The organism is Providencia sp. 2.29, assembly GCF_015832305.1.
Taxonomy (GTDB): domain Bacteria; phylum Pseudomonadota; class Gammaproteobacteria; order Enterobacterales; family Enterobacteriaceae; genus Providencia; species Providencia stuartii.
Map to the genome: position 1 here is coordinate 2,306,297 of NZ_CP065420.1, position 26,960 is coordinate 2,333,256.

Annotated in this window: 25 protein-coding genes; 10 read left to right on the plus strand and 15 right to left on the minus strand. The window is 42.3% G+C overall.

Annotation, left to right across the window (positions count from 1 at the left end):
• Positions 1 to 161 precede the first annotated feature (161 nt).
• The 3 genes from cysB to I3B46_RS10580 all read left to right on the plus strand — a co-directional run bounded on the left by cysB (position 162) and on the right by I3B46_RS10580 (position 4,920).
• Positions 162 to 1,136 (plus strand): HTH-type transcriptional regulator CysB, encoded by a 975-nt coding sequence (gene cysB, locus I3B46_RS10570; protein ID WP_004920151.1) that lies wholly within the window; start codon positions 162 to 164, stop codon positions 1,134 to 1,136.
• 349 nt (positions 1,137 to 1,485) lie between these two features.
• A complete protein-coding gene (gene acnA / locus I3B46_RS10575) occupies positions 1,486 to 4,158 on the plus strand; it encodes an aconitate hydratase AcnA (protein WP_104873506.1) in 2,673 nt (890 codons plus the stop codon).
• A gap of 306 nt (positions 4,159 to 4,464) precedes the next feature.
• A complete protein-coding gene (locus I3B46_RS10580; protein WP_004920143.1) occupies positions 4,465 to 4,920 on the plus strand; it encodes a hypothetical protein in 456 nt (151 codons plus the stop codon).
• Positions 4,921 to 5,022: 102 nt separating this feature from the next.
• Here the strand turns inward: I3B46_RS10580 and hemB are convergent, their stop codons facing one another.
• Together hemB and ribA are read right to left on the minus strand one after the other, a co-directional pair.
• Complete coding sequence (gene hemB / locus I3B46_RS10585; protein WP_014656045.1) at positions 5,023 to 6,006, minus strand: porphobilinogen synthase; 984 nt, start codon at positions 6,004 to 6,006, stop codon at positions 5,023 to 5,025.
• Positions 6,007 to 6,197: 191 nt separating this feature from the next.
• Positions 6,198 to 6,794 (minus strand): GTP cyclohydrolase II, encoded by a 597-nt coding sequence (gene ribA, locus I3B46_RS10590; RefSeq protein ID WP_014656044.1) that lies wholly within the window; start codon positions 6,792 to 6,794, stop codon positions 6,198 to 6,200.
• Positions 6,795 to 6,998: 204 nt separating this feature from the next.
• Here ribA and pgpB point away from each other — a divergent pair, with 204 nt between their 5' ends.
• From pgpB to yciH, 5 genes are all read left to right on the plus strand, one after another.
• The gene (gene pgpB, locus I3B46_RS10595; protein ID WP_040133192.1) at positions 6,999 to 7,730 is read left to right on the plus strand and encodes a phosphatidylglycerophosphatase B; all 732 of its coding nucleotides are present in this window, start codon (positions 6,999 to 7,001) and stop codon (positions 7,728 to 7,730) included.
• A 129-nt stretch (positions 7,731 to 7,859) separates the two neighbouring features.
• A complete protein-coding gene (locus I3B46_RS10600; protein WP_004920126.1) occupies positions 7,860 to 8,177 on the plus strand; it encodes a LapA family protein in 318 nt (105 codons plus the stop codon).
• Positions 8,178 to 8,183: 6 nt separating this feature from the next.
• The gene (gene lapB / locus I3B46_RS10605) at positions 8,184 to 9,353 is read left to right on the plus strand and encodes a lipopolysaccharide assembly protein LapB (protein ID WP_004920122.1); all 1,170 of its coding nucleotides are present in this window, start codon (positions 8,184 to 8,186) and stop codon (positions 9,351 to 9,353) included.
• 42 nt (positions 9,354 to 9,395) lie between these two features.
• Positions 9,396 to 10,133, plus strand: coding sequence for an orotidine-5'-phosphate decarboxylase (gene pyrF, locus I3B46_RS10610; protein WP_088499257.1), 738 nt, complete (start codon positions 9,396 to 9,398; stop codon positions 10,131 to 10,133).
• Complete coding sequence (gene yciH / locus I3B46_RS10615; protein ID WP_004920116.1) at positions 10,130 to 10,456, plus strand: stress response translation initiation inhibitor YciH; 327 nt, start codon at positions 10,130 to 10,132, stop codon at positions 10,454 to 10,456. The genes pyrF and yciH overlap by 4 nt, the downstream gene beginning before the upstream one ends.
• A 41-nt stretch (positions 10,457 to 10,497) precedes the next feature.
• Here yciH and osmB read toward each other — a convergent pair whose 3' ends face one another.
• The 10 genes from osmB to I3B46_RS10665 all read right to left on the minus strand — a co-directional run bounded on the left by osmB (position 10,498) and on the right by I3B46_RS10665 (position 20,376).
• Positions 10,498 to 10,716, minus strand: coding sequence for an osmotically-inducible lipoprotein OsmB (osmB, locus tag I3B46_RS10620; protein WP_004920113.1), 219 nt, complete (start codon positions 10,714 to 10,716; stop codon positions 10,498 to 10,500).
• Positions 10,717 to 10,906: 190 nt separating this feature from the next.
• On the minus strand, positions 10,907 to 12,850 hold the full coding sequence (locus tag I3B46_RS10625; protein WP_104873505.1) for an exoribonuclease II: 1,944 nt from the start codon (positions 12,848 to 12,850) through the stop codon (positions 10,907 to 10,909).
• 109 nt (positions 12,851 to 12,959) lie between these two features.
• Positions 12,960 to 13,601 (minus strand): endonuclease III, encoded by a 642-nt coding sequence (gene nth / locus I3B46_RS10630; RefSeq protein WP_014656041.1) that lies wholly within the window; start codon positions 13,599 to 13,601, stop codon positions 12,960 to 12,962.
• A 15-nt stretch (positions 13,602 to 13,616) separates the two neighbouring features.
• Positions 13,617 to 14,333 carry an electron transport complex subunit E gene (locus I3B46_RS10635; RefSeq protein ID WP_004920103.1) on the minus strand — a complete coding sequence of 239 codons (717 nt, stop codon included), beginning with the start codon at positions 14,331 to 14,333 and terminating at the stop codon, positions 13,617 to 13,619.
• A gap of 2 nt (positions 14,334 to 14,335) precedes the next feature.
• Positions 14,336 to 14,962, minus strand: coding sequence for an electron transport complex subunit RsxG (gene rsxG, locus I3B46_RS10640; protein WP_004920100.1), 627 nt, complete (start codon positions 14,960 to 14,962; stop codon positions 14,336 to 14,338).
• Positions 14,963 to 14,971: 9 nt separating this feature from the next.
• On the minus strand, positions 14,972 to 16,057 hold the full coding sequence (gene rsxD, locus I3B46_RS10645) for an electron transport complex subunit RsxD (RefSeq protein WP_004920098.1): 1,086 nt from the start codon (positions 16,055 to 16,057) through the stop codon (positions 14,972 to 14,974).
• A 13-nt stretch (positions 16,058 to 16,070) separates the two neighbouring features.
• Positions 16,071 to 18,647 (minus strand): electron transport complex subunit RsxC, encoded by a 2,577-nt coding sequence (rsxC, locus tag I3B46_RS10650; protein WP_163762040.1) that lies wholly within the window; start codon positions 18,645 to 18,647, stop codon positions 16,071 to 16,073.
• Complete coding sequence (gene rsxB, locus I3B46_RS10655; protein ID WP_104873503.1) at positions 18,640 to 19,266, minus strand: electron transport complex subunit RsxB; 627 nt, start codon at positions 19,264 to 19,266, stop codon at positions 18,640 to 18,642. Before rsxB ends, rsxC begins: the two co-directional genes overlap by 8 nt.
• The gene (gene rsxA, locus I3B46_RS10660) at positions 19,266 to 19,847 is read right to left on the minus strand and encodes an electron transport complex subunit RsxA (RefSeq protein ID WP_004920088.1); all 582 of its coding nucleotides are present in this window, start codon (positions 19,845 to 19,847) and stop codon (positions 19,266 to 19,268) included. Before rsxA ends, rsxB begins: the two co-directional genes overlap by 1 nt.
• Positions 19,848 to 19,935: 88 nt before the next feature.
• Positions 19,936 to 20,376 carry a DUF2569 domain-containing protein gene (locus tag I3B46_RS10665; RefSeq protein WP_014656038.1) on the minus strand — a complete coding sequence of 147 codons (441 nt, stop codon included), beginning with the start codon at positions 20,374 to 20,376 and terminating at the stop codon, positions 19,936 to 19,938.
• Positions 20,377 to 20,609: 233 nt separating this feature from the next.
• On the opposite strand from I3B46_RS10665, the gene I3B46_RS10670 reads away from it, so the two are divergent.
• Both I3B46_RS10670 and I3B46_RS10675 read left to right on the plus strand, forming a co-directional pair.
• Positions 20,610 to 21,653, plus strand: a complete 1,044-nt coding sequence (locus I3B46_RS10670; protein ID WP_004920084.1) for an oxidoreductase — start codon at positions 20,610 to 20,612, stop codon at positions 21,651 to 21,653.
• Positions 21,654 to 21,705: 52 nt separating this feature from the next.
• Positions 21,706 to 22,680 carry a bile acid:sodium symporter family protein gene (locus I3B46_RS10675; RefSeq protein WP_004920081.1) on the plus strand — a complete coding sequence of 325 codons (975 nt, stop codon included), beginning with the start codon at positions 21,706 to 21,708 and terminating at the stop codon, positions 22,678 to 22,680.
• A gap of 179 nt (positions 22,681 to 22,859) precedes the next feature.
• Here the strand turns inward: I3B46_RS10675 and add are convergent, their stop codons facing one another.
• The 3 genes from add to manA form a co-directional block, all read right to left on the minus strand.
• Positions 22,860 to 23,861, minus strand: a complete 1,002-nt coding sequence (gene add, locus I3B46_RS10680; protein ID WP_004920077.1) for an adenosine deaminase — start codon at positions 23,859 to 23,861, stop codon at positions 22,860 to 22,862.
• A gap of 108 nt (positions 23,862 to 23,969) precedes the next feature.
• The gene (locus I3B46_RS10685; RefSeq protein WP_104873502.1) at positions 23,970 to 25,604 is read right to left on the minus strand and encodes a YdgA family protein; all 1,635 of its coding nucleotides are present in this window, start codon (positions 25,602 to 25,604) and stop codon (positions 23,970 to 23,972) included.
• 110 nt (positions 25,605 to 25,714) lie between these two features.
• Entirely contained in the window at positions 25,715 to 26,893 is a 1,179-nt protein-coding gene (gene manA / locus I3B46_RS10690; protein ID WP_014656034.1) for a mannose-6-phosphate isomerase, read from the minus strand.
• Between the last annotated feature and the right edge of the window lie 67 nt (positions 26,894 to 26,960).

Sequence of the window (26,960 nt, forward strand, 5' to 3'; positions counted from 1 at the left end):
ATTTAAACTATTTTAGGTGAAATTTTATCATCTAGCTATTCACACTCAGCATAATGATGATATATTGGTTATATCAAATCATATACATATAGCTTTTAGTTATAAATAATAATTTTTAGCTATAGCGAATTCCTTACGGCTCTGTATAGGTGGACCTAAAAATGAAATTGCAGCAATTACGTTATATTGTTGAGGTGGTTAATCATGACTTGAATGTCTCTGCAACCGCTGAAGGGTTATTTACCTCACAGCCGGGTATTAGCAAACAAGTGCGTATGTTGGAAGACGAATTGGGGATCCAAATTTTTGCTCGCAGCGGAAAACATCTCACTCATGTTACGCCAGCAGGGGAAGAAGTTATCCGTATTTCACGGGAAGTGCTTTCAAAAATTGAGGCGATCCGTTCCGTTGCGGGGGAGCATACTTATCCAGATAAAGGCACTTTGCATATTGCAACAACACATACTCAGGCACGTTATGCGCTTCCGCCGGTAATCAAAGGTTTTATCGAGCGCTATCCGCATGTCTCCCTGCATATGCAACAAGGTTCCCCAACGCAAATCGCAGAGGAAGTTTGCAAAGGGAATAGTGATTTTGCGATCGCTACTGAAGCGTTACACCTATACAGTGACTTGATCATGCTACCTTGTTATCACTGGAACCGCTGTGTTGTGGTGCAAAAAGGGCATCCGTTAGCCGAAAAGAAAAATGTGACGATTGAAGATGTTGCACAATACCAAATCGTAACATATACCCATGGTTTTACGGGGCGTTCTGAATTAGATGTGGCATTCCAAAAAGCCAATTTAGAACCTAAAATTATTTTTACGGCGACAGATGCGGATGTTATCAAGACCTATGTAAGGCTTGGGTTGGGCATTGGGATTATTGCCAGTATGGCGGTTAACCCAGAGTTGGATAGTGATCTGGTTGTCATCGATATGCGCGATAAATTCAGTTATAGCACAACGAAAATTGGCTTCAAACGTACCAGTTTTTTACGTAGCTATATGTATGACTTTATTTGGCGATTTGCCCCTCATTTAACCCGTGATGTTGTAGATAGGGCGATTGCACTGCGCAACAATGAAGATATTGAGGAAATGTTTAAAGACATTAAATTGCCTATCATCTAACTTTAGGTTGCCTTTCAAACGAGAGCTAAGCTTTTAGTGACTGATGTGAATTCAACTAGAAGCTTAGTGACTCACTTTTTTGTTCTCTATTTAGCTATTCCAATGTCAGCGTTCAATTGACAAGTTCAAAATCCTAGCATTCTACTACTCTTTTTATGAGTCACTTGGCTAAATTTCCCCGCCATTTACTGTTTTTTTGATGATAAGCACAGCAAATTTATGGATTTGACACAAAATCCATAAAGTAAATATTTTCAGCAACTATAATTACAACTAATTAACAAATTCACTGTAATTTGTTAGGTAAATAAGATGACCGATAATCATCATAAAAAACCAAGGAGGAGTTATGTCGTTGAGTCTTAAAACACAGAGTGCAGCAACACTCAGTGTCGGAAGCAAGCTCTATAATTACTTCAGTCTACCGATTGCGACTCAGCAACTCGGTGATGCCACAAAGCTACCCAAATCCCTTAAAGTATTACTTGAAAACTTATTGCGAAATATTGATGGCAAATCGGTAGTAGAAGCCGATCTGCAAGCCATTATTGATTGGCAGAAAACAGGGCATGCAGATAGAGAAATTGCTTACCGACCAGCTCGGGTACTAATGCAAGACTTTACGGGTGTACCTGCGGTCGTGGATTTAGCTGCAATGCGTGAAGCGGTTAAATCATTAGGTGGTAATGTTGAGCAAGTCAATCCTCTCTCGCCAGTTGATCTGGTCATTGACCACTCGGTAATGGTTGATGAATTTGCCACGGATAAAGCATTTGATGACAACGTTGAAATTGAGATGAAGCGTAACCATGAACGCTACCTCTTTTTACGTTGGGGGCAAAAAGCCTTTAATCGCTTTAGGGTTGTGCCACCAGGAACCGGTATTTGCCACCAAGTCAACTTAGAGTATTTAGGTAAAGCGGTTTGGTATGAAGAGGTGGATGGGAAGTTATATGCTTATCCAGATACCCTTGTGGGCACCGACTCGCATACCACGATGATCAACGGTCTTGGCGTATTAGGCTGGGGGGTTGGTGGGATTGAAGCCGAAGCTGCAATGCTAGGTCAACCGGTATCCATGCTGATCCCAGACGTTGTCGGTTTTAAACTGACGGGTAAATTGCGTGAAGGTATTACAGCGACAGACTTGGTACTGACAGTCACACAAATGCTACGTAAGCATGGTGTTGTCGGTAAATTTGTGGAATTTTATGGTGATGGTTTAGCTGATCTTCCGCTGGCTGATAGGGCGACTATCGCCAATATGTCTCCTGAGTATGGTGCTACTTGCGGATTCTTCCCTGTCGATAACGTCACATTAGATTATATGAAGTTAACAGGGCGCAGCGATGATGAAATTGAGCTGGTGGAAGCCTATTGTAAAGAGCAAGGTTTATGGCGTCATGCGGGTGATGAACCTATCTTTACGAGCACATTAGAATTGGATATGTCGACGGTGGAATCTAGTTTAGCCGGTCCTAAACGTCCACAAGATCGTGTTGAACTGGGTCAAGTTCCGCAAGCATTCCAAGCCGCTATTGAGCTGGAGCTTAACAAAAAAGAGAAAGGTGCACATCCGACAGTCAATTATCAAGGACAAACCTTTGAAATGACCGATGGTGCTGTTGTGATTGCAGCGATTACTTCTTGTACGAACACATCAAACCCAAGTGTGTTGATGGCGGCAGGTTTACTCGCTAAAAAAGCGGTAGAAAAAGGTCTAACTCGTCAACCTTGGGTGAAATCCTCGTTGGCACCAGGCTCTAAGGTGGTAACGGATTATTTAGCTCTGGCAGGACTAACACCTTATCTTGATAAACTCGGCTTTAACTTAGTGGGGTATGGCTGTACAACCTGTATAGGTAACTCTGGGCCATTACCTGATCCGATTGAGCAAGCGATCAAAGAGGCGGATTTAACCGTTGGTGCGGTATTGTCGGGTAACCGTAACTTTGAAGGCCGTATCCATCCTTTAGTCAAAACGAACTGGTTAGCGTCACCTCCGTTGGTGGTTGCTTATGCGTTAGCGGGTAACATGAATATTAATGTTAAAACTGACTCATTAGGCAAAGACGCACAAGGTCATGATGTCTATCTAAAAGATATTTGGCCATCCAGTGCTGAAATTGCTCAAGCCGTTGAAAAAGTTAAAACAGAAATGTTCCGCAAAGAGTACAGTGCGGTTTTCGATGGTGATGAGGCATGGCAAGCATTACAAGTGGCAAGCTCTTCCACGTATGATTGGCAGCCAGATTCGACTTATATTCGCCATCCACCGTTCTTTGAAGGGATGAAAGCAGAGCCGGAAGTGGTTCAAGATATTCATGGCGCACATATCTTGGCAATATTGGGTGATTCGGTAACGACTGACCATATTTCACCTGCGGGTAATATCAAAGCGGATAGTCCAGCGGGGCGTTATTTGCAAGAGCATGGCGTAGCTGCCGCCGATTTTAACTCATATGGCTCTCGTCGTGGTAACCATGAAGTGATGATGCGTGGTACGTTCGCCAATATCCGTATTCGCAACGAAATGGTGCCGGGGGTTGAAGGTGGATATACGAAACATATCCCTACAGGTAAACAGATGGCGATCTATGATGCGGCGATGCTGTATCAAAAGGAAAAGCTGCCTCTCGCTATCATTGCAGGTAAAGAATACGGTTCTGGTTCAAGCCGTGACTGGGCGGCTAAAGGTACTAATTTACTTGGTGTCCGTGTCGTTATTGCGGAATCGTACGAACGTATTCACCGCTCTAACTTAATTGGTATGGGGGTTATCCCATTAGAGTTCCCACAAGGTACAACGCGTAAGACATTGGGCCTTAAAGGGGATGAACGTATCGATATAGAACACTTGCAATCCATTGAGCCGGGTCAACATATTATTGTGAAAATTACCTATGGTGATGGACAGGTCAAAGAAATTGCAACACGTTGCCGTATTGATACCTCAACAGAAATGGAATATTACCGTCATGGTGGCATCCTGCATTATGTGATCCGCCAAATGCTCCATTAATTTTTAATCTCTAAGTTAACAACGCCCATCTGTGTTTGTTTGCACGATGGGCGTTTTTTATTGTTATTTCGCAATATATGAGGATTGAGTCTAGGCTATGATGATTGCCTATCTATATTGAGTGATGCAGAGATATCATTTTAAAAATTTCGTTATTGGAAAGAGGTATGTTTTACTTTTTATCGTGAGGCAAAAACGAGTAGAGATTATGGCTCATATTTAAACTAGCCAAGATAAATGTGGGGTTGCTGACATTAAATCAGACGTCACAAAACCAATAAAATCACCAATGTGAGGTATTAATATATGGCAGATATTAACGCAACGGATTTTTACAAAGGGGCGCTTTGGGCGGCTGACATTTTAATTACCACCTCGCCAAATCATCATTATTTAGATGAAGTCCGAGATATTCTTGAACATATTCCGAATCTCTATTCCATTGTCATGCAAACCCCAGAAACTGAAGTCTGCGATCTTCGTTTATTGGTTGATAGGGAATTCCCATTAGGACGAAATGCCGATTATGCCTCGTTTGAAATCGTACCATTATCTTTCGCTAATGAGATAGTGACAATGCCAGAAAAATCGCCAGTTCCAGATGAAATCTATCAAACAAGAGAGGATATTGGATCATGGGGCGTTGTGGCTAATACATTGAATGGCGAACAGAAATTACTTATTACGGGTCTCTATGAACCTCGCATTGCGTTAAATTATGCTCAGCGCTTTACAGAGCAACTGGCAGCACAAAAAGCATAACAGGCGATTTTGTTTAAGTACCCTCAAACATTGCTGTTTATTAAAATAACATGCCCGCTAATCGACTCGACAGCGGGCATGTTGTTATTTCTCACGCGCTCATTATCGTGACAAAATTTTATCTTCAGCTAATTGCAGGGCAAAATAGGTGAAAATCATATCAGCGCCAGCCCGTTTGATAGAGCCTAATGTTTCCAGAGTGACGCGGGTTTCATCGATAGCCCCAGCCATTGCAGCAAATTTAATTTGTGCATATTCACCACTGACTTGATAAGCACCGATAGGCAATTCAGTACGTTCACGTAGGTCACGAATAATATCAAGGTAGGCACCTGCTGGTTTAACCATCAATGCATCCGCGCCTTCTTGTACGTCAATTAAGGATTCATGAATTGCCTCACGGCGGTTCATTGGATTCATTTGATAGGTTTTGCGATCCCCTTTTAAACAAGAGCCTGCCGCGTCTCTAAATGGGCCATAGAGTGCTGACGCAAATTTAGTCGAATAAGACATAATGGCGGTATCTTTAAAACCAGCTGCATCTAGAGCTTGGCGGATAGCGGCAACTTGCCCATCCATTGCAGCAGAAGGGGCGATAAAATCAGCACCTGCACGGGCGGCTGCAACAGCTTGTAAACCTAAATTATGGATAGTGGCATCGTTATCAACGATATCGCCATGCATTACCCCACAATGGCCGTGTGAAGTGTATTCACAAAAACAGGTATCCGACATCACAATCATTTCAGGTACTGTCTCTTTACAGATACGAGACATACGTGCGACAAGGCCATTTTCTTGCCAAGCATCACTCCCTGTTTCATCCAAATGATGAGAGACGCCAAAAGTCATAACAGATTTAATACCTGCTTTGGCAATACGCTCTATTTCATAAGCTAAACGTTTTTCTGGAATACGTACAACACCTGGCATGCTGTCAATTTGCTTATAATCATCAAGCCCTTCCTCAACAAAGATTGGAAGGCACAGGTCATTAAGAGAAAGATGCGTTTCTTGGAAGAGATCACGCATTTTTTCAGTCTTACGTAATCTTCTCATGCGTTGGATAGAATGCAGGTTATTCACCGTAGCTCCTTGTTATCAGAAAAATAAACTTAACGTATTAAATTTATTCATCGAGATCATTGTTGATAAACAGTATAAACCTTATGAAATGAAAGTGAATATATCAATCGGTAAAAGTGCTACAACCGATTGTTATCATTTTAATATTAGTCAAGGAAGAGCAGTGTCATACTCTTCCATTATGAGAAGGATTATTGATGTTTAAATAACATGTGGCCCATTTTCTCAGCTTTAATATCGAGATAATGAGCATTACTTGGATTGCGACCAACAATTAATGGCACACGTTCAACGACATTAATACCTGCTTCACGCATGATATTTATTTTCTTTGGATTATTAGTTAATAAGCGAACCTCATTAATACCTAATAACTTATACATGTCAGAGCAGAGCGTAAAGTCGCGTTCATCCGCTTTGAAGCCTAGTTTGAGATTGGCTTCTACGGTGTCTAGACCTTGATCTTGCAAGGCATAAGCACGAATTTTATTAAGTAGGCCGATATTACGACCCTCTTGGCGATGATAGAGCAGTACGCCTCGACCTTCTTTGCTGATCTGAGACAGTGCCGCTTCTAATTGGAAGCCACAATCACAGCGTAAACTGAATAATGCATCTCCGGTTAAGCATTCCGAGTGGATCCGACTGAGAACAGGCTCTGGACCTGAAATATCGCCAAAAATCAGTGCGACATGGTCACGACCTGTTGCGATTTCCTCAAACCCTACCATTAAAAATTCGCCGAAAGGAGTTGGTAATTTGGCTTCGGCAACGCGTTTTAGCTGCATATTTTCATTCATTAGTTGAGATAACTCTTGCTTAATTAATAACGTTAATCGATAAAAATATTGCTTATCGATACTATATGACATCTAGCATATAGCGCAGACATTTATTTGCACACAGTCCACTATGCATTACTATAACAGAGTTAATCATTTGTGAATCTAATTTTATTGATTCGAACAGTCAACTGACATGGATAGCATAAAATGAATAAATCAATTTACCCGATATTAGTCTTTGCTGTTTTATTAATCATACCTCCTACAGCGTTACTGATGGTAGGGTGGAGTTGGCTGCCGTCTCAGAATGTAGAATCGGTTAAATGGTTATTTTGGCTAACAGAAACGGCTGGTCTCCCTTATAGTCTGATAACCTCTATCGTATTATTAGCCTTGGCCCTTTATATCTGTAAACCAAAGTTGAAAAGTGTCCTTCAATGGGTTGTTATTGTTGTATGCTGTATTTTGGTAGGACAAGGGATCAAAAGCGTTGTTAAGAATAGTTTCCAAGAGCCACGCCCATATGTGGTTTGGCTAGAAAAAGAATATGGGCTTTCAGCGACAGAATTTTATGACTTAAAAAGAAAGCAGCGAGCAGACGTTATCAAACAAACCGTTAAACAAAGTGATCAGGTTCCTTCATGGTTACGCAAACATTGGCAAGCGGAAACTGGCTACTCATTTCCTTCTGGGCATGTGCTATTTGCGGCTGGCTGGGCACTTTTATTGATTGGATTATTTTGGCAGCGTCGTCAATATGCACTTGCCATCGTGCTGGCGGTATGGGCGGAAGCTATCGTATTTAGTCGGTTATTATTAGGGATGCATTGGCCTTCAGATGCAATCGCTTCTATTATCATTAGTGCAATTTTGGCGATGATTGCGTGTACGCTCTTAAGGGATAAAACACCCAATTTGAGTGAAAGTAAAAACAAGTAGGTTAAATAAGGTTCAATATACATTAACAAAGTGGGCGTATAAGATAAATTACTTTGTCTGAGTGCGCCAGAAATGCTACCTTATCAGGTAGATAATTTGTTTTCATAAGAACGGATAACGGGAAAGAATGTGAAATATTTTCTGATATTATTACTAGCTGTGGTTATTTTTATTATTTCAATCACGCTAGGCTCAAGCAATAATCAGGTTATTACATTTAACTACCTGATTGCACAAGGAGATTTTGCATTATCTTCACTTTTAGCCTCTTTGTTTGGTGTCGGCTTTGTACTGGGTTGGTTAGTTGCAGGGCTATTTTATCTGCGTGCTGTGGTGAGCTTGAAAAATGCACGCCGTAAAATTAGACGTCTTGAATCACAATTGAGTGTGGATGATAAAACCATCTCTGAATCTACAGAAGTTGTGGCTCAAAAGAGCAAGGAATAATCTTGTATGTTTGAGTTGCTGTTTCTGTTGTTACCTGTCGCCGCTGCATACGGCTGGTATATGGGGCGTCGAAGCGCTCAACAAGACAAGCAGCAACATGCTAACCGCCTGTCACGTGATTATGTTACGGGCGTTAACTTTCTTTTATCAAATCAGCAAGACAAAGCGGTTGATTTATTCCTTGATATGCTCAAGGAAGACAGTTCCGCCTTTGAAGCGCATTTAACCTTAGGTAATTTATTTCGTTCACGTGGTGAAGTTGAACGAGCCATCCGTATTCATCAGTCACTTGTTGAAAGTGCCGCATTATCCTTTGAACAACGCTTATTAGCCACGCAACAACTCGGTCGTGATTATATGGCCGCAGGGGTTTACGATCGTGCTGAAAATATGTTCCAGCAATTGACGGATGAGGTGGATTTTAAGCAAAGTGCACTACAGTCATTATTGGCGATTTTTCAATTAACCAGTGATTGGACGAAAGCAATCGAAACGGCGACTAAGTTGGTTAAATTGGGTAATGAAGAGTTACGCGAAAATATTGCGCATTTTTATTGTGAATTAGCCAATCAACACTTAGGCAGTGACGATCTTGATGGGGCTTTAAGCCTTCTGAATAAAGCCGAACAGGCGGATAAAAATTGTGCCCGTGTTTCAATTATGAAAGGGCGAATTTTTATCGAGCAGGAACATTACGACAAAGCTATCAATGTTCTTAAACAAGTCTACGAACAAGATAGAGAGCTGGTGGCTGAAACTTTACCTTTACTTTATGATTGCTATCAACAAATCGCAGATATGGATGCTTGGGAAGTGTATCTCCGTCAATGTGTTGCGGGTAATACGGGGGCAGTCGCTGAACTGTATCTCGCCGACATTATTGTTGAGAAGCAAAGTCATGAAGCCGCCGCAAGTTATATTAACGATCAGATTCAACGTCACCCAACAATGCGGTTATTTTATCGTTTGATGGATTACCATTTAAAAGAAGCAGAAGAAGGGCGAGCAAAAGAGAGCCTGATTTTGCTGCGGAAAATGGTCGGGGAACAAATTAGAACCAAACCTGACTATCGTTGCCACAAATGTGGTTTTACTTCGCATTCATTATATTGGCACTGCCCGTCTTGTCGTTCATGGGACACCATTAAGCCAATTCGTGGTTTAGATGGGCAGTGACAGCGTCACTTTATTACCAAATATGATTAAGGCTACTACTAAATGATTTCTTCAACTGAGAACCACGCTCGCGTATCTACTCACTCGCCAGTTATTGTTGCGCTCGATTATGAAGATGCAAACGCGGCATTGGCATTTGTTGACCTTATTGATCCGCGTGAATGTCGTTTGAAAGTCGGTAAAGAGATGTTTACCTTCAATGGCCCTCAATTTGTGAAATCACTACACCAACGTGGTTTTGATGTATTTCTCGATTTAAAATTTCACGATATTCCTAATACGGTTGCGCGTGCGGTTGGGGCAGCAGCAGAAATGGGCGTTTGGATGGTTAACGTTCATGCTGGTGGTGGCAGCCGTATGATGGAAGCGGCTCGTCAGGCATTAGAGCCTTATGGAAAAGAGGCGCCATTATTAACAGCGGTCACTGTTTTAACCAGTATGGATCAATCCGATCTGACTGGCATTGGTATTAATGCTACGCCAGCTGAGCATGCTGAACGTTTAGCTTTATTGACAAAAGCGTGTGGCTTAGATGGTGTGGTGTGTTCAGCACATGAAGCTGCAAGACTGAAATCATTGTGTGGTGATGATTTTAAATTAGTGACACCAGGTATTCGCCCAATTGGTAGTGATGTTGGGGATCAGCGCCGTATCATGACACCTCAAGAAGCATTAAAAGCCGGGGTTGATTATATGGTTATCGGCCGTCCTATTACACGTAGTGATAACCCCGCACTCACATTAAAGCAGATCAACCAATCTATTAAGGATTGTGCATGAAGGATACAAATAGCCGTTTAGTGTATAGCACGGATATCGGTCGCATCGAAGAGGAAAAACCGAAAGCACAACGCCCAAAAGGAGATGGTATTGTCAGGATCCGCCGTGAAACATCGGGTCGCAAAGGCAAGGGCGTTTGCGTGGTGACAGGACTCGATCTTGAAGATGATGCACTGGCTAAATTGGCCGCGGAATTAAAGAAAAAATGTGGTTGCGGTGGCTCAGTAAAAGACGGTGATATTGAAATTCAGGGTGATAAGAGAGAGCTGATTAAGCAACTTCTTGAAGCAAAAGGTTATCAAGTGAAGTTAGCGGGTGGATAACACAATATAGGATAAGGGGGCATCCCCCCTTATCCATAGATTTATTTTCCGACTTGGTTACCAATAATCCCACCAACTGCAGCGCCACCAACCGTTCCCAGTGCACTACCGCCCGTTAGGATAGCACCGCCTACAGCACCTACGCCAGCACCTACAGCCGTATTCTTATCTCGCTTTGACATATTAGAGCATGCGCTAACGCTTATTGCGATAAGGGTTGCAAGTGTGAATGTCATAATGCGTTTACTTGTCGTGTTCATTTTAGTGACTCCGAGTTTTAAGGACGCTACCAAATTATCACAATCAGTAATTATACGAATCAGAATTATCGGGAATTAATGTATATAAAAAGCGACAATATATCTGAGTGGAACTCATTAAGAAGGAAAAGTAAGAAACAATATGCTACTGCTAAAACCAGTAGCATATTTATTATAGCATCAAAAGTAATTATGCGGCAGGGCGAGCAACAATATTGCGAGTTTCCATACGTACTTCAGCGATATTAACATTAATAATATCGTTGAGTTTGTATGCGGGTTCGCCTTTGATTAACACGCTACCTGTTTCTTGGCTGCACTGGATCTCATCGCGTACAGCGTGTAAGAACGGCGCTGGAATAAAGGCTACGGCACCATTGTCGGTTAACCTCACTCGTACACCACCACGTGTGATATCGATAATTTCCGCAGGGAATGCCTTGTCTGTACCTTCGAAAGGTTTTAAAAAGCGCGCATATAACCAATCACCAACATCACGTTCAGCCATGCGATTGGCTCGGCGACGCTCCGCTAATTTAATCGATAACTCTTCTGTCGGTTTATCAGTTGAGGGTTTACCCGCAATAACCGATTTAAGTAGACGATGGTTAACAATATCCGTGTATTTACGGATTGGTGATGTCCACGTTGCGTAAGCCTCAAAACCTAATCCAAAGTGAGGGCCGGGTTCGCCTTTGACTTCTGCAAAGGTTTGGAATCGACGAATGCGGCTATCTAAGAATTGTGTCGGTTGTGCATCTAATTGGCGGCGTAGTTGGCGGAAACCTTCTAAGGTGAGCAGGGATTCGGCCGTTGTCTCAATGCCATGCTCTTTCAATGTTTGTACAACTTGCTCTATTTGTAATGGCTCAAAGCCCATATGAACGTTGAATACGCCAAAACCTAATGTGTTTTTGAGCTGTGTTGCGGCACACAAGTTAGCGGTGATCATCGCTTCTTCGACAATACGGTTTGCCGTACGGCGGCTTTCGACGACGATGTCAATAACATTCCCTTTGTCATCTAACAAGAAACGATAGTCAGGGCGATCTTTAAAGACTAACGCATTTTGTTGACGCCATTGATGACGCTTATCCGCCATTTCTTTCAGTAATTCAATCTGTTGCTGATCTGTATCATTAGTTGGTTGCCAGCTACCTGATTTTTCTAGCCAATCAGAAACTTCGTCATAAACCAGCTTTGATTTAGACTCAACCCATGCACTGAAAAACTGAATATCTTCAGCTAGGTTACCATCATCCAAAATGGTTGCGGCACACACTAATGCTGGACGGCGCTCATTTGGGCGTAAAGAGCAGAGGTTATCTGAAAGCTCACGAGGTAACATCGGAATATTAAAGCCAGGCAAGTAGTTCGTATAAGCGCGAGCTAAAGCGAGCTTATCTAATTCACTGCCTTCTTTGATATAACTGGTTGGATCCGCGATAGCGATATAAAGTTTTAAATGACCGTCTGCTGTTCTTTCAATATACAGAGCATCATCCATATCTTCTGTACTTGCACTGTCGATAGTCACGAAATGCAGGTCGGTAAGGTCAACACGCTCAATACCTTCATCATCGCGTTCACTGTGAACCATTTGCGGCTCAGCACGATCAAGTTGATGACGACGTAAAGTGACCCACCAAGGGGCGAAATGGTCATTAGCATCGGTGATGTACTCAGTGATATCAGCGTAAAAACCTTTATCACCTTTTAAAGGATGGCGACTCATCTGTGCAACAACCCAATCACCTTGAGCAAATTCATGGTCGATGTCTTTTACTGGGCGACAAGAAATAGCATCTTTTAGCAGTGGATGATCAGGGATCACAAATAAGCGGTTGTCATTATCTTTCTTCTGAATGCGCCCGACAAAGCGGCTGAGAAAGGGTTCAACAAGTTCTTCTGGTTCAGCGAATTCACGGTCTTTGTCTGTATGAATGGCCGCGATAACGCGATCGCCATGCATCACTTTTTTCATTTGTGGAGGTGGAACAAAGTAGCTTTTTTGGCCATCTACTTCGAGAAAACCGAAACCTTTATCGGTGCTTTTTACCAATCCTTCAACGCGAGGCGTTTGGGAGTGCAGTTGCTGTTTAAGTTGCGCGAGCAATGGGTTGTCTTGGAACATACTTACCGTTTTTATGGAGGTTGAGTTTGGCTCCCATTGTTACGTAAGACAAAGTCTTAGAGCAAGAAAAAATTTGCATTGTGAACAAATAACTGGGAGCAGTGTAATGTTAATTCTCAGGGTACACCTTATCTTTAAATTCGCAGAGATCTTCAATAATACAAGACCCACAGCGCGGTTTGCGTGCGATACAGGTATAGCGACCATGTAAAATGAACCAATGATGGCAGTCGACTTTAAACTCTGTGGGAACGACTTTGAGAAGTTTTTCTTCGACTTCAACGACATTTTTACCTGGAGCAAAATTGGTACGATTACAAACTCGAAAAATATGCGTATCAACAGCAATGGTTGGCCAGCCAAAAGCCGTGTTTAACACCACATTTGCTGTTTTACGACCAACGCCGGGTAAGGCCTCTAAAGCTGCGCGATCTTCAGGAACTTGGCTATTATGCTTTTCAATTAAGATTTTGCAGGTTTTGATGACACTTTCAGCTTTAGTGTTAAACAGACCAATTGTTTTTATATACTCTTTGATACCATCGACGCCCAAAGCGAGCATGGCTTCAGGAGTATTAGCGACAGGATATAATTTGGCTGTTGCTTTATTAACGCTGACATCAGTCGCCTGTGCAGATAACAAAACCGCTATCAACAGCTCAAAAGGGGAGTTAAATTGTAACTCAGTTGTTGGATTGGGATTGTTATCGCGCAGGCGAGTCAATATCTCAATACGTTTTGATTTATTCATAGCTCACAATTAATCTTATCTAGAAATATGGCTGCCGCATCCTTGTTCTTTTTGGTATTCACGTTCAGGTTGTTGGCCCGATTTTAGGGCGGCTCGTTTTTTCATTTTCTCATCAATTAAATATTTGCCCGCAAGCATCAGGGCGAGGCCGATAAAGGCGCCCGGTGGCAGCATAGCGAGTAAAAATGGTGAGTCAAGGTGTAAAACCTCTATTCGCAATGATTTGGCCCATGATCCTAGTAGTAAATCCGCACCGTCAAACAGTGTGCCATTACCTAAAATCTCGCGCATAGCCCCTAAAACGAACAAGGCTGCCGTTGCACCTAACCCCATCGCAAGGCCATCAATAGCAGAAAGTGGTACAGGATTCCGTGAGGCATAAGCCTCAGCGCGACCAATTACAATACAGTTGGTCACAATCAGCGGAATAAATATGCCCAGCGATTCATATAGGCCAAACGCATAGGCGTTAATAAGCATCTGTACTGCACTAACGACAGAGGCAATGATCATAACATAAATAGGAATACGAATTTCAGCTGGTACCCAACGACGAAATGCGGATACGGCAACATTGGTACAGACCAGCACTAATGTTGTAGCAAGTCCTAACCCTAATGCATTGGTCGCTGTTGATGAAACAGCCAGTAATGGGCATAGGCCTAAAAGCTGTACAAGTGCCGAGTTGTTTTTCCATAAGCCCTGTACAAAAAGTTCTTTAGATTGACTCATAATTATTCAGCTCCACAAATAGGATAGCTAGAGAGATTTTGTGGTATTTTTTGCATAAAAACGGCGGTACGTTTGGTCGCATTAACAACTGCTCTTGGGGTTATGGTTGCCCCAGTAAATTGGTCAAAATCACCGCCATCTTTTTTAACCGCCCATTTGGGGTCATGGTCGGATTCAACTTTCCCTGTGAGCAAAGTGATCCAGTTTGAAATTCGTGTTTCAATTTTATCGCCGAGACCTGGTGTTTCATGATGCTCTGTCACTCTAACACCTAGCACATTTCCATTAAAATCTGCACCGACTAAGAGATGTATTGCACCTGAATAGCCGTCGGGTGCTGTAGATTCAAGGGCGGCGGCAACAGGCTCACCATTCTTTCTCGCAATATATAACCGATGTGGTTGCTTGCTGCCTAGCTCAGCTTCTGCTCCGACTAAATAACACTCCTGCCCAAATGCATTATCATACAGGCTAGTTGGTACGACTTGGTCAAGTAGCTGTTTTTGTACGATCGCCGCTTGTTGTGCGATTGTCTCTTTCGTTAAGGTATAAACAGCCGCACTAAGTGCAGTTGTGCCGGCTGCAAAAATAGCCAAGATGGCTCCATGACGACGCATTGTGTTTAACATATAGGCTCCTTACTTATGTCCATGCCCGTATGCACGAGGTTGCGTATAATGGTCAATGAGAGGCACCGCAATATTAGTTAGTAGCACAGCGAAAGCGACAGCATCGGGATAACCACCGTAAACACGGATTAGCCACACTAATAAGCCAATCATTACACCGTAAATCAAGCGGCCTTTTGGTGTCGTCGATGCCGTAACTGGATCTGTTGCAATAAAAAATGCCCCTAGCATAGTTGCGCCGGAGAGTAACTGTACTAGTGGTGGCGAGTAGCGACCATCATCTAATAACCAACTGACTACCGAACAGAATGCTAAGGTAGCAAGGAATGAAACAGGGATCTGCCAACTAATAATCCGACGGTTTAACATTATGAGGCCGCCGATTAAATAGGCAATATTGACCCATTGCCAACCAATACCCGCCAGAGAGCCTTGTAAAATTGGTTGCTGTAAAACATCAGAAATCGAATGGGTTAATAGCCCTGTTTTAAAGCTGTCTAATGGTGTTGCTTGGCTCATTCCATCGACACCCATTCGCAAGGCATCCAGCGTGATCCCCGTTGGAGTATGTCCAGTGAAGATAATTGAAAGGCTCTCTAGTGCATTGATATTAAGAGTCTGTAATTCAGAGGGCGGGAGCCAACTGGTCATTTGTACAGGAAAAGAAATTAGTAATACGACATAACCCACCATTGCAGGGTTAAATGGATTTTGCCCCAAACCACCATAACATTGTTTAGCAATGATCACGGCAAAGGCAGTTCCAAGAACGATCATCCACCAAGGCGCTAATGGCGGTAGACTCACACCCAGTAATAGCGCGGTAACAATGGCTGAATTATCTTTAAGAACGTTAATAACAGGCTTTTTACGTAAACGGATAGCGATGCCTTCTGTGATCACAGCAGCCAGCATGGCTAAAACAATTTGATAGAGAGTGCCAATACCAAAGAAGTAAATTTGTGCTGCAATACCCGGTATCGCAGCCAATAAAACCCAAAGCATAACAAGACTAGTGCTTTGGTTATCATGGGTAAATGGCGCGCTAGCGATTTTTAAACGACGGTTATTTGGATCAATAGGCCTAAATTTCATGGTGTTTAATCACTTACTCTATCATTGTTTGTTCGTTTTGTTTTTGAGCTTGTTTGGCTTTTACGCGAGCTATCGCCGCAGCAACCGCAACTTTACGAGGATCTGTTTCTTCTTCAATGGGTTGTTCAGCAGCAGGTGACAGCATTTCCTCCTCACTCACTTGAGCCTCAAGTTGTGCTTTCTCTTGGGCTGCTTTTTTCGCTTTAGCACGGGCAATAGCGGCAGCGACCGCGGCTTTACGTGGGTCAACGTCGGCTGATTCAGTTTCTGCCGTTGCAGGTTCAGCTTCTGCTTGTTGCGCCGCTTTTTTCGCTTTGGCACGAGCAATAGCGGCAGCGACAGCGGCTTTACGTGGGTCAACGTCGGCTGGCTCAGTCTCTGCCGTTGCAGGTTCAGCTTCTGCTTGTTGCGCCGCTTTTTTCGCTTTGGCACGAGCAATAGCGGCAGCGACAGCGGCTTTACGCGGGTCAACGTCGGCTGATTCAGTTTCTGCCGTTGCAGGTTCAGCTTCTGCTTGTTGCGCCGCTTTTTTCGCTTTGGCACGAGCAATAGCGGCAGCGACAGCGGCTTTACGTGGGTCAACGTCGGTTGATTCAGTTTCTGCCGTTGCAGGTTCAGCTTCTGCTTGTTGCGCTGCCTTTTTCGCTTTGGCACGGGCAATAGCGGCAGCGACAGCGGCTTTACGCGGGTCAACGTCGGCTGATTCAGTTTCTGCCGTTGCAGGTTCAGCTTCTGCTTGTTGCGCTGCCTTTTTCGCTTTAGCACGGGCAATAGCGGCAGCGACAGCGGCTTTACGTGGGTCATCTCCATTAGCCGAAACAGCAGGGGCCTCGGTTGGCGTGACGCTGTCACCGTTATTTTCTTGAGATACTTTTCTTGCTTTAGCTCTTGCAAGTGCAGCAGCCACAGCAGCTTTACGAGGATCACTAGAAGTTTCATTAACCGCCGAGGCTGCAGCTTGTTTTTCTGCTTGTTTGGCTCTCGCTTGTTCTTTACGTGCGGCTCTTGCGGCAATAACAGCACTGTTATCCGGCGCCGCACCCGCTATCACATGAATATCTGAAGTTGCTGTTGCTTGTTTAGCTTTTACACGAGCGAGCGCAGCAGCAACAGCATCTTTGTCTGATGCTTCCACTTGTACAGCGGCTTTTTTATGACGCTCTTCACGGGCTAATTTTTCGCGTTCCATACGCTGCTGCTTCGCTTCAAATCGTAGTTTTGCTTCTGCAGCACGGCGCTCTTCTTGTTTGATTTCGCGAATTTCTGCTTTTTCTTGTCGATAATATTGCACTAACGGAATATTACTTGGACAAACATAGGCACAAGCACCGCACTCGATACAATCAAATAGGTTATGTTTTTGCGCTTTTTCGTGCTCTTTGCCTTTACTGAACCAATATAATTGTTGAGGCAGTAGGGCCGCAGGGCATGCTTCAACGCATAAACCACAGCGGATACAAGCTTCTTCAATCGGTTTTTGCCCAACTTCTTCAACACTAGGAACTAACAAGCAGTTGCATATTTTAACTACAGGTACCTTGAGATCTGGCAAAGTAAAGCCCATTAGTGGCCCCCCCATAATCACCATTTGCTCAGATGCAGGGGTAAAACCCGTTTGTTGTAATAGATGATGAACAGGAGTACCTAAGCGAGTCCAAAAGTTTCCAGGGGAGGTAATAGATTCACCTGTAACGGTGACAACACGTTCAATCAAAGGTTGCCCATCAATGACGGCACGTTTTATGGCAACAACCGTACCGACGTTTTGCATCAATACGCCAATCTGTGAGGAGCGGGCACCAGAAGGAACCTCTTTACCCGTCAGGATCTTAGTAAGCTGCTTAGCACCACCTGAAGGATATTTGGTGGGGATCACCCGCACAAAAATCTGCTTATCATGGGCAGTAATGGCTTTCTTCAGTGCGGCAATGGCTTCAGGTTTATTATCTTCAATGCCAATAAGTATTTGATCAGGGTTGAGTAAATGTTGCAAGACACGACAACCCTCGATAACCTCATCGGCATGCTCTTGCATTAAGCGATCATCTGCTGTGATATAAGGTTCACATTCGGCCGCATTAACGATCAATGTCTTGATAGCATCTTTCCCTCCCGCTAATTTAGACGCGGTAGGGAAACCTGCACCACCAAGCCCAGCGATGCCTGCTTGCTCAATTTTTTGTAATAATTGTTGAGGAGTGAGCTGTAAATAGTCAGGCTCAGGGAATAACTCACACCAAGAATCTAACCCATCGGCTTTGAGGCAAACTGATAGCTCTTTTAAGCCAGAAGGGTGTGCCGTGACCATCGGTTTTATTGCGGTGATAGTGCCTGAAGTTGAGGCATGAACAGGCACTGTACGACCGACACCATGGGTTAAAGGTTGCCCCTTGAGCACATGTTCACCCACTTTGACGATCAATTCCCCTTCAGGGCCTAAATGCTGCTGTAACGGGATAATCAGTTCATCGGGAATTGATGCCACACGCATTGGCGTTTGGCTTGACTGTAATTTCATTTCTGGCGGGTGTATCCCACCAGAGAAATCCCAGATATTGTCTTTTTTTGACCAATTAAACAACTTAAACATGCGCATCTCCTTTTACCGTGGTGAAAGGAGATTTCGGTTGTTGTTCATCAGGTGATACAGGAATATTTTTGACAGGAATACTGTTTAAATCCCATTTCCAGTTTGCAGTGGTCGTTTTCACAGGAACAAGTTCGATACAATCAGTCGGGCAAGGGGCTACGCACAGATCACAACCTGTGCAGAGATCTTCAATTACGGTATGCATAGCGCGCGTTGCGCCAACAATGGCATCAACAGGACATGCTTGAATACATTTGGTGCAGCCGATACAGTTTTCTTCATCAATAATAGCGACTTTTCGAACAGGATTCTGTGCGCTTTCATCACCATCAATTGGCTGAGGGTCTACGTTAAGAAGTTCAGCTATTTTCAACATGACTTGCTCGCCACCCGGCGCGCACTTGTTGATCATCTCTCCGTTATTGGCTACAGCTTCTGCGTAGGGGCGACACCCCGGATAGCTGCATTGACCACATTGACTTTGGGGCAAAATGGCATCAATTTTTTCAACAATGGGGTCTTCTTCAACTTTAAAGCGTAATGAGGCATAGCCAAGGATCAAACCAAAGATCAGCCCAAAAACGGCTAAAATGCCAATAGCAATCCATAACGATATCATTAGAACTTCACCAAACCACTAAAACCCATAAATGCTAAAGACATTAGTCCAGCAGTGATAAGGCCGATAGATGAGCCACGAAAAGGTGCAGGAACATCAGCGACCGCCAACCGTTCGCGAATAGCGGCAAACAGCACCATTACCAATGAGAAACCAACGGCGGCTGCAAAACCATAAACAGCAGACTGTAAGAAACCATGCGATTGATTGATATTTAATAAAGCAACCCCTAAAACTGCACAGTTAGTCGTAATAAGTGGGAGAAAGATCCCTAACAGGCGATAGAGCGTTGGACTGGTTTTTCTAACAACCATTTCAGTGAATTGCACAACCACGGCAATCACTAAGATAAAACTTAGGGTGCGCAGATAGAGCAGGTCGAGGGGCACTAAAATTAACGTATCCATCAACCAAGAGCTGATTGCGGCGAGTGTCATAACAAAAGTGGTAGCAAAGCCCATTCCGATGGCTGTTTCGAGTTTTTTTGATACACCCATAAAAGGGCACAGACCAAGGAATTTTACCAGTACAAAGTTATTAACCAGTACGGTTCCAATGAATAGCAAAAGATAATCAGTCATTTTATTGCCTGAAAACAAAATTAAAAGAACAAAAACTGACGAGCGTCAGTTAAACAGGCTGTATGATAACAAGCTATTTTTGTGATGCTTATCGATCTTGTGTGAAAGTCATCTTCACACGAGCAGAATTTTTGATGTAAGGAACAAAAATAGCAGCACCGATAAGTGGCCAGGCGAGTGTTTTTAGCGCCGTTAGGGAATCAATATTTGCAAAATAAAAGGTTTTTAGTCCAAGCAATAACAGGACTAACATCCAAATAATAAAACGGCGAGGAAAATGCCGAGAACGCATAAACATAAGTTTTAAGATATGAATAGTGAATACCATCATAACGATAGTGATCAGAAAAGATAAATACCAGTCGAATGGGATATAGTGAGTCCAATCATCAATTGTAGTGATAATTCGATATAACGTAATAAAATACATGACCACCATAGAGCATACAGCAAAACACGTTAATAAGATGAAAGCTGCGGGGGCAAGGAGCCAACCAGTAATACGATGGTGGTCATAAACAGGCGTCATATCAATTTAATCCATATTATAAGCTAAATCATACACTAAGCAGCAGTATCAAGAACTGTCTTTGCTTACACTCGTGGCTAGTGAACGCATCTCTTTTATCACGTTGCTGAATCATGAATGACTTTTTAAGTAGCATCAATTCGAGGCTATCCTACCATAGTTTTATTTGCTAATTAATTCGTTATGGTGATACTTTTTATGGATTCAGTGAAAATTAATAAAATGAGGTCATTATGTCCGCACCAATAAAAGTCGGTATTGTAGGTTATGGTTATGCAAGTAAAACATTTCATGCCCCTTTTATCGCTACATTGCCAGGGTATGAATTGACAGCTATCTCCAGTAGCAATTCAGATAAGGTAACCGCTGATTGGCCTGATGTTGAAGTCGTCTCTTCACCTGAGCAACTGTTTGCAAATCCTGAAATTGAATTAGTCATTATCCCGACCCCCAATGACACTCATTATCCACTGGCAAGCCAAGCGTTAGCGGCAGGCAAGCATGTCGTTGTCGATAAGCCTTTTACTGTCACTGTAGAAGAGGCTCAATCACTACAACAACAGGCACAACAAGCAGGAAAGCTTTTATCGGTTTATCATAATCGCCGTTGGGATGCAGGCTATTTAACACTGAAGAAACTGTTTGCTGATGGTTGCCTAGGCGACATTAAATATTATGAGTCACATTTTGACCGTTATCGCCCAGTCACACGACAAAGATGGCGAGAGGCAGCAGTCGCAGGCGGTGGAATTTGGTATGATCTTGGTCCTCATTTATTAGATCAAGCGTTACAATTTTTCGGAAAACCAGCAAGTATTACCGCAGATTTAGGGATGATCCGCCCAGGTGCTGAAGCCGTTGATTATTTCCATGTTCTTCTTCACTATCCAGATAAAAAAGTCGTTCTTCACGCAACAACAGTAGCTGCCGCTGAATCGCCTCTCTATGTTATTCATGGCATGAAGGGAAGTTATGTCAAATATGGTCTTGATTCACAAGAAGAAAATTTAAAAAATGGTCTGTTACCGACTCATGAAAATTGGGGAATAGATCAACGTAATGGCGTTGTGACGCTGTCACAAGGCGATGCGCTTATTTCCCAAGAATGGCAAAATGAAAAAGGAAATTATGGTGGTTACTATCTTGCCATTCATGAGGCAATCCGTCATGGTGCCGCAAATCCAGTACAGCCACAAGAAGCCATTGAAATTATGAAATTAATTGAGGCTGGTATACTTTCAGATAAACAAAAACGCACCGTTACTCTTGATTGTTAATGTTTAAATAGATGAGCCAGCATTTTTAGCTGGCTTTTTGTTAGGTAATAACATGAATTTGTTAGCAAAATTAAAAATTGACCCTTTTTTATTGATTATGATTGGCGTTGTTGTGATTGCAAGCCTATTTCCTTGTGAAGGGGAAATCAAAGTTGGCTTTCAGTATCTAACAACGGCAGCTATTGCGCTTTTGTTCTTTATGCATGGTGCAAAGCTTTCTCGTGAATCAATCATGGCAGGGATTGGGCACTGGCGACTACACTTATTAGTATTTTCAAGCACATTTATTCTGTTTCCTATTATTGGATTAGCTTTGCATTTTATGGTGCCGTCATGGATGTCACCGACGGTATACATGGGGTTTCTTTATCTTTGTGCATTGCCAGCAACGGTACAATCGGCCATTGCCTTTACCTCTGTTGCCGGAGGAAATGTGGCCGCAGCGATTTGCAGTGCGTCAGCATCCAGTATTCTCGGCGTCTTTTTATCGCCGATATTGGTGGGGTTACTAATGGATGAAGATGGCAGCCAAGCAATGGATACGTTGAATGCAATTGGCTCTATTTTATTGCAATTAATGCTGCCATTTGTAGTAGGGCACCTGTCTCGTCCACTATTAGCGAATTGGATTAACCGTAATCGTAAATTAATTAATATCACTGACCGTTCTTCTATATTATTAGTCGTATATGTCGCTTTCAGTGAAGCGGTTGTTGAAGGAATTTGGCAGCGTATTGATGGATACTCTCTATTTATGATTGCTGTGATCAGCTGCCTTATTTTATTTGTCGTTATGATCCTAAATACACTTGCGGCACGCTTATTTAAATTCAGTAAAGAAGATGAAATCACAATCGTATTCTGTGGTTCAAAAAAGAGCTTAGCGAACGGCGTTCCTATGGCTAATGTGCTATTTCCAGCCTCCGTTGTAGGGATAATCTTATTGCCACTAATGATATTTCATCAAATCCAATTAATGGTATGCGCGGTTTTAGCCCAGCGTTACGCAAAACGTTTAACTAAATAATTAATAGTAAAGTCGGGGGGATAATAACCCGACTTACTCAATCCATAATCACCATTTAGTTACAACATACTATGGTGTTATCAATAATAGGCAAACTTAACCTTCAGAGAAAAAAGCTAAACAGGGCAGAAAAGGAGATTAACTGCCCAAAACGTGAATGAATTTAGCTTTATAGCAGGTTAGCGAAGGGCTGCTTTTTGTTTGAGTTGCTGTTTTTCACTTTCGCTAAGAAAGGCGATACTCAATCCATTGATTTGAGCCTGCTCTATTTCAGATGGTGTCAACCCAGCTTTAGGGGCGGCAACTTCATATTCATAAGCTAATTCAATGCCTTCTACGGCAGGGTCATCAGTATTAATCGACGCTAACACACCATGGTTTAAAAACATTTTCAATGGATGTTTCGCTAATGACGGTACAGTGCTGGTCTGGATATTCGAGGTTAAGCAGCTTTCAATACCAATTTTATGTTTTGCTAAGTATTCGATCAGCTTAGGGTCTTCACAAGCTTTAACACCATGGCCAATTCGTTGTGCCCCTAATTCTTTAATTGCATGCCAAATACTTTCTGCACCCGCGGCTTCCCCTGCATGAACAGTTATTTGTAAACCGGCATCGCGCGCTTGGGTAAAGTGAGAGTGGAAAAGGGAGCCTGGAAAGCCAAGCTCATCTCCAGCCAAATCCAATGCGCAAAGTTTGTCGCGGTGAGCGAGTAGGCCTGCTAACTCTTTTGCACAAGCGTCTTGACCAAAGGTTCGACTAAGGATCCCTATTAAATTAATTTTAATATCATACTGTTTGCAACCAGCCGTAATACCATCAATGACAGCTTCAACAACACCTTCAATAGGGAGGCGATGGTTCATTGCCATGTAATAAGGAGAAAAACGCAATTCTGCATAGTCAATACCCGCCTTATAAGCATCTTCGACGTTTTCTTGAGCAACACGTTTACAGGCATCGAGATCGGCTAATACAGCAACTCCCCAATCTAGTTTTTGCAGGAAACCGACTAAGTCAGCCTCTTGTGTCATTACTTGCACATGAGGACGTAAAGCTTCAATCTCATTAGCAGGTAGCGTAATACCGTGTTGTTGGGCAAGGGAAAGGATTGTTTCGGGGCGGATATTACCATCTAGATGGCGATGTATGTCTGTAAGTGGCAGTTGTCTGTTTATCACTGAATTGAGTCCCTTTATGTGTATGGATTAGCCAATATATCCTAGTATAGATGTGAAAACGCCAGTCAAAAAATATTGACTGGCGTTTAAGATTAATATTAATGCAGATTAGTTAGCTGGTTGTGCTACTTCAGCACCGTCAGCCGGCGCATCTTCGGTTTGTGGTACAACTAACTCTTCTTCTTCATATTCCATAGAGCTTTCTGGGCCAGCCATCAACTTCATCTTAGTTAAGAAGTCTGCAAGGGTATAGCTATCCGCGTTAAACGTAATATCATTACCTGCATATTTGATAGTCATGGTCAGATCGTTACCTTTCTCTATCATCCATGGTGATTTTTTCTGTTTCGCTTTTTCTGCACGCTCTTCGTCAGTCATGAACATTTCTTCAAACGGTGAGCTGAACATATCTGAAGTTAGGAGCATTTGTGCTTGATCAAACTCATTTGTTGCTTGCTCAACATACATTTTCTTAGTTTCTGCATCAACAACTTGACCTTGGTCTAAAATAGCGATTTGAGACATTAACTCAATAGCCATTGGTTTGTTCAGCGTGAGGTTAAAGTCAAATGACTTAAATAAGCTCTTAACTGCTTCATCAACTTTGTTTGTCATTGCTAATTCAGTAAGCTCTTTTTGGTCCCACTTATTAAAGGTCATACTTAAGTCTGTCGTTGTTTGACCTGCAGAGTTTTTCCAGTAAAGAGGGCTGATAGAGAAGGTCGGTTGGTTTTTCAGCATTTCAGGCAATGTTTCCTTCATCATCTTCATTGCGATTTTTTCACCTGCTGCTGTTGGATTGCCTGACGCAACTCCTTCTGCTAATGCACTATTATATTGTTTAACAAATTTACCCAACGCTTTTGCATCTAGCTTATCAATCGAAATAACTACCTTACCGGAACCTAAGTTTTGATCTAATGCGACTAAATCATCAATGCTGTAAGTGAAGCTACCTTTAATATTTTCTTTTTCCAGTGCAGAGTCTGAAGTCATCACTAAGTTTTTGAAAGAAAATTTAACCTCAGGGATATTAACATTTGCATTTTCTATAACAAAATCTTGTTTACCGATATAGAAATCATGTTCGGACTTAGTCAGGTTAGAAGTTAGTTTTAGCCCTTTTAACATCATTTCTTCTGATTTATCTGCATTCTGAATCAATAAGTTGTCAGTATTCAGTGTGGCTTCAATCTCGTTAAAGTCAGAAGAGGCATTAAATAATAGTTTTAATCCATTAAAGGAAATGTTTGACTTTTCTTTGGTAAATTCAACGGGTAACAAATCTAGATTTGCATCAACACTTTGGCCATAACCAACAACAGCAGTACCTGAAATAAATGGTTTACCTTTTGTTATTTCGAATAGCTCTTTGGTTGCTTCATTATTTGCTAATTCAATATGTGCCGCGCCCAGTTTAGGCATTAAATTGAATTTAGAGAGTTGTGATAGAGGGAAAGGGCCGTGCTCAATATCAGTATTAAATACAAGACTTTCCTCTGGGCCAGTAGAATATACGGATGAGATAACGATATTAGCTTGCGAGGAGAATAGACCACGTTTAAAGTTTTCCACTTTGAACTGTAAACCTGAACTTGGAGCATTTACCTTAATAAATGAGTTGGTATCCTCAATCATATAATTTAATTCAGACTCAACTTTAGAGCCTGTGTACCATGATGCACCACACCATACAGCACCAATAGCAACTATTACACCAACTGCAACTAATGACTTTTTCATTATGAACATCCATCCTTTCAGCGCGTTGTCTTAACGCGCTATAAAAATTGTACAAGTTTTATCTAACCGTCTTTTGCGTGCAATCAAGACGAACAAAACACAAAAATACATTAAAGGTTATAGACACGAGCGAGCTTACCCACGCCTGTGGCGTAAACTTCTTTTTCAAAGGCCGCCAGAAAAACAGATTCTCCTGAACAGATTTTTAATTCATCATCGCCTGACTTCAAAACTAACTCGCCATCTATGCAGAAAAAGATAGAAGCCGTTTCATTAGTTATGTTTATCTCTGTGTCATCAATAGAATATATATTAAATGCAAAATCTTCTACTGGTATATGATATTTACAGATATTTCCTGTTTTTTCTGGTTCACTAAGTAAACTTTGGCTTGTTTTGGGGATAAAATCTACATTTGCTATCAATTCTGGAACATCAATATGCTTATTGGTCAGTCCAGCTCGTAGGACATTATCGGAATTAGCCATGATTTCTAGCCCAACGCCTTCAATATAAGCATGTGGCGTCCTTGCATATAAGAACATTGCCTCGCCAGGCTGCAACTCAACAACATTAAGCAACAGTGGGACAAATAAACCTGTATCTTCAGGATAGAGGCTAACCATTTGTTTTATGGTGTTCCATGGTTCGCCTTGGCGACTGTTTAATGCGGCTTTCAATACACCTAGTGCTAACTCTTTTTGTTCACCTGTGAGACTCAGAATTTGTGCAAATAATTTCGCTAATTTTTCTTCAGTTGGTGATTGAACAAAGAATTGAATTTCAGGGTGGGCCGCAGAGACAAAATCAAGCAGTTCAGCAATTTCATTGAGTGGGCGAAATGCGTTCATTGCTTTAAAAGGTGTTAAAGCATAAATCAGCTCAGGTTTATGATTATCATCTTTATAGTTGCGGATTGGCGAATCTAAAGGGATCCCCGCAGCATTCTCTTTTGCAAAACCAACTTCAGCATAAACCTTATTAGGATGGACTTGTACCGAAAGAGGGGTTGCGGCACATAACACTTTAAATAAAAAAGGTAAGCGGGAGGAAAAAGTGTCTGCTACTTTTTTACCTAGAATTTCTTCTGGGTTACTCGCAATATAATCAATCAGTGGGAGCGTTTGGCCTGTTTTGGTATTCACGACACAAGAGCTCGCTTTTGGGTGTGCTCCCATCCATAACTCAGCCATGGGTAGATGTTCTGGGTTAGGGATAGCGTACAACTGTGTGAGTGCAGTGGTACTCCCCCAGTCGTAATTTTGAATCTTATTAATCATTTTTAGCATAGCCAAAACTCTCTTTTTCTAAAAATCAACTTATTTCCTTTTTACTACAATACAATAAACACGGTTA

Bases quoted from the DNA above. Each gene is read 5' to 3' on its own strand.
- cysB (WP_004920151.1), top strand. From the start codon at position 162: ATGAAATTGCAGCAATTACGTTATATTGTTGAGGTGGTTAATCATGAC.
- acnA (WP_104873506.1), top strand. From the start codon at position 1,486: ATGTCGTTGAGTCTTAAAACACAGAGTGCAGCAACACTCAGTGTCGGA.
- I3B46_RS10580 (WP_004920143.1), top strand. From the start codon at position 4,465: ATGGCAGATATTAACGCAACGGATTTTTACAAAGGGGCGCTTTGGGCG.
- ribA (WP_014656044.1), bottom strand. From the start codon at position 6,794: ATGCAGCTAAAACGCGTTGCCGAAGCCAAATTACCAACTCCTTTCGGC.
- pgpB (WP_040133192.1), top strand. From the start codon at position 6,999: ATGAATAAATCAATTTACCCGATATTAGTCTTTGCTGTTTTATTAATC.
- lapB (WP_004920122.1), top strand. From the start codon at position 8,184: ATGTTTGAGTTGCTGTTTCTGTTGTTACCTGTCGCCGCTGCATACGGC.
- pyrF (WP_088499257.1), top strand. From the start codon at position 9,396: ATGATTTCTTCAACTGAGAACCACGCTCGCGTATCTACTCACTCGCCA.
- yciH (WP_004920116.1), top strand. From the start codon at position 10,130: ATGAAGGATACAAATAGCCGTTTAGTGTATAGCACGGATATCGGTCGC.
- osmB (WP_004920113.1), bottom strand. From the start codon at position 10,716: ATGAACACGACAAGTAAACGCATTATGACATTCACACTTGCAACCCTT.
- I3B46_RS10625 (WP_104873505.1), bottom strand. From the start codon at position 12,850: ATGTTCCAAGACAACCCATTGCTCGCGCAACTTAAACAGCAACTGCAC.
- nth (WP_014656041.1), bottom strand. From the start codon at position 13,601: ATGAATAAATCAAAACGTATTGAGATATTGACTCGCCTGCGCGATAAC.
- I3B46_RS10635 (WP_004920103.1), bottom strand. From the start codon at position 14,333: ATGAGTCAATCTAAAGAACTTTTTGTACAGGGCTTATGGAAAAACAAC.
- rsxG (WP_004920100.1), bottom strand. From the start codon at position 14,962: ATGTTAAACACAATGCGTCGTCATGGAGCCATCTTGGCTATTTTTGCA.
- rsxD (WP_004920098.1), bottom strand. From the start codon at position 16,057: ATGAAATTTAGGCCTATTGATCCAAATAACCGTCGTTTAAAAATCGCT.
- rsxC (WP_163762040.1), bottom strand. From the start codon at position 18,647: ATGTTTAAGTTGTTTAATTGGTCAAAAAAAGACAATATCTGGGATTTC.
- rsxB (WP_104873503.1), bottom strand. From the start codon at position 19,266: ATGATATCGTTATGGATTGCTATTGGCATTTTAGCCGTTTTTGGGCTG.
- rsxA (WP_004920088.1), bottom strand. From the start codon at position 19,847: ATGACTGATTATCTTTTGCTATTCATTGGAACCGTACTGGTTAATAAC.
- I3B46_RS10665 (WP_014656038.1), bottom strand. From the start codon at position 20,376: ATGACGCCTGTTTATGACCACCATCGTATTACTGGTTGGCTCCTTGCC.
- I3B46_RS10670 (WP_004920084.1), top strand. From the start codon at position 20,610: ATGTCCGCACCAATAAAAGTCGGTATTGTAGGTTATGGTTATGCAAGT.
- I3B46_RS10675 (WP_004920081.1), top strand. From the start codon at position 21,706: ATGAATTTGTTAGCAAAATTAAAAATTGACCCTTTTTTATTGATTATG.
- I3B46_RS10685 (WP_104873502.1), bottom strand. From the start codon at position 25,604: ATGAAAAAGTCATTAGTTGCAGTTGGTGTAATAGTTGCTATTGGTGCT.
- manA (WP_014656034.1), bottom strand. From the start codon at position 26,893: ATGCTAAAAATGATTAATAAGATTCAAAATTACGACTGGGGGAGTACC.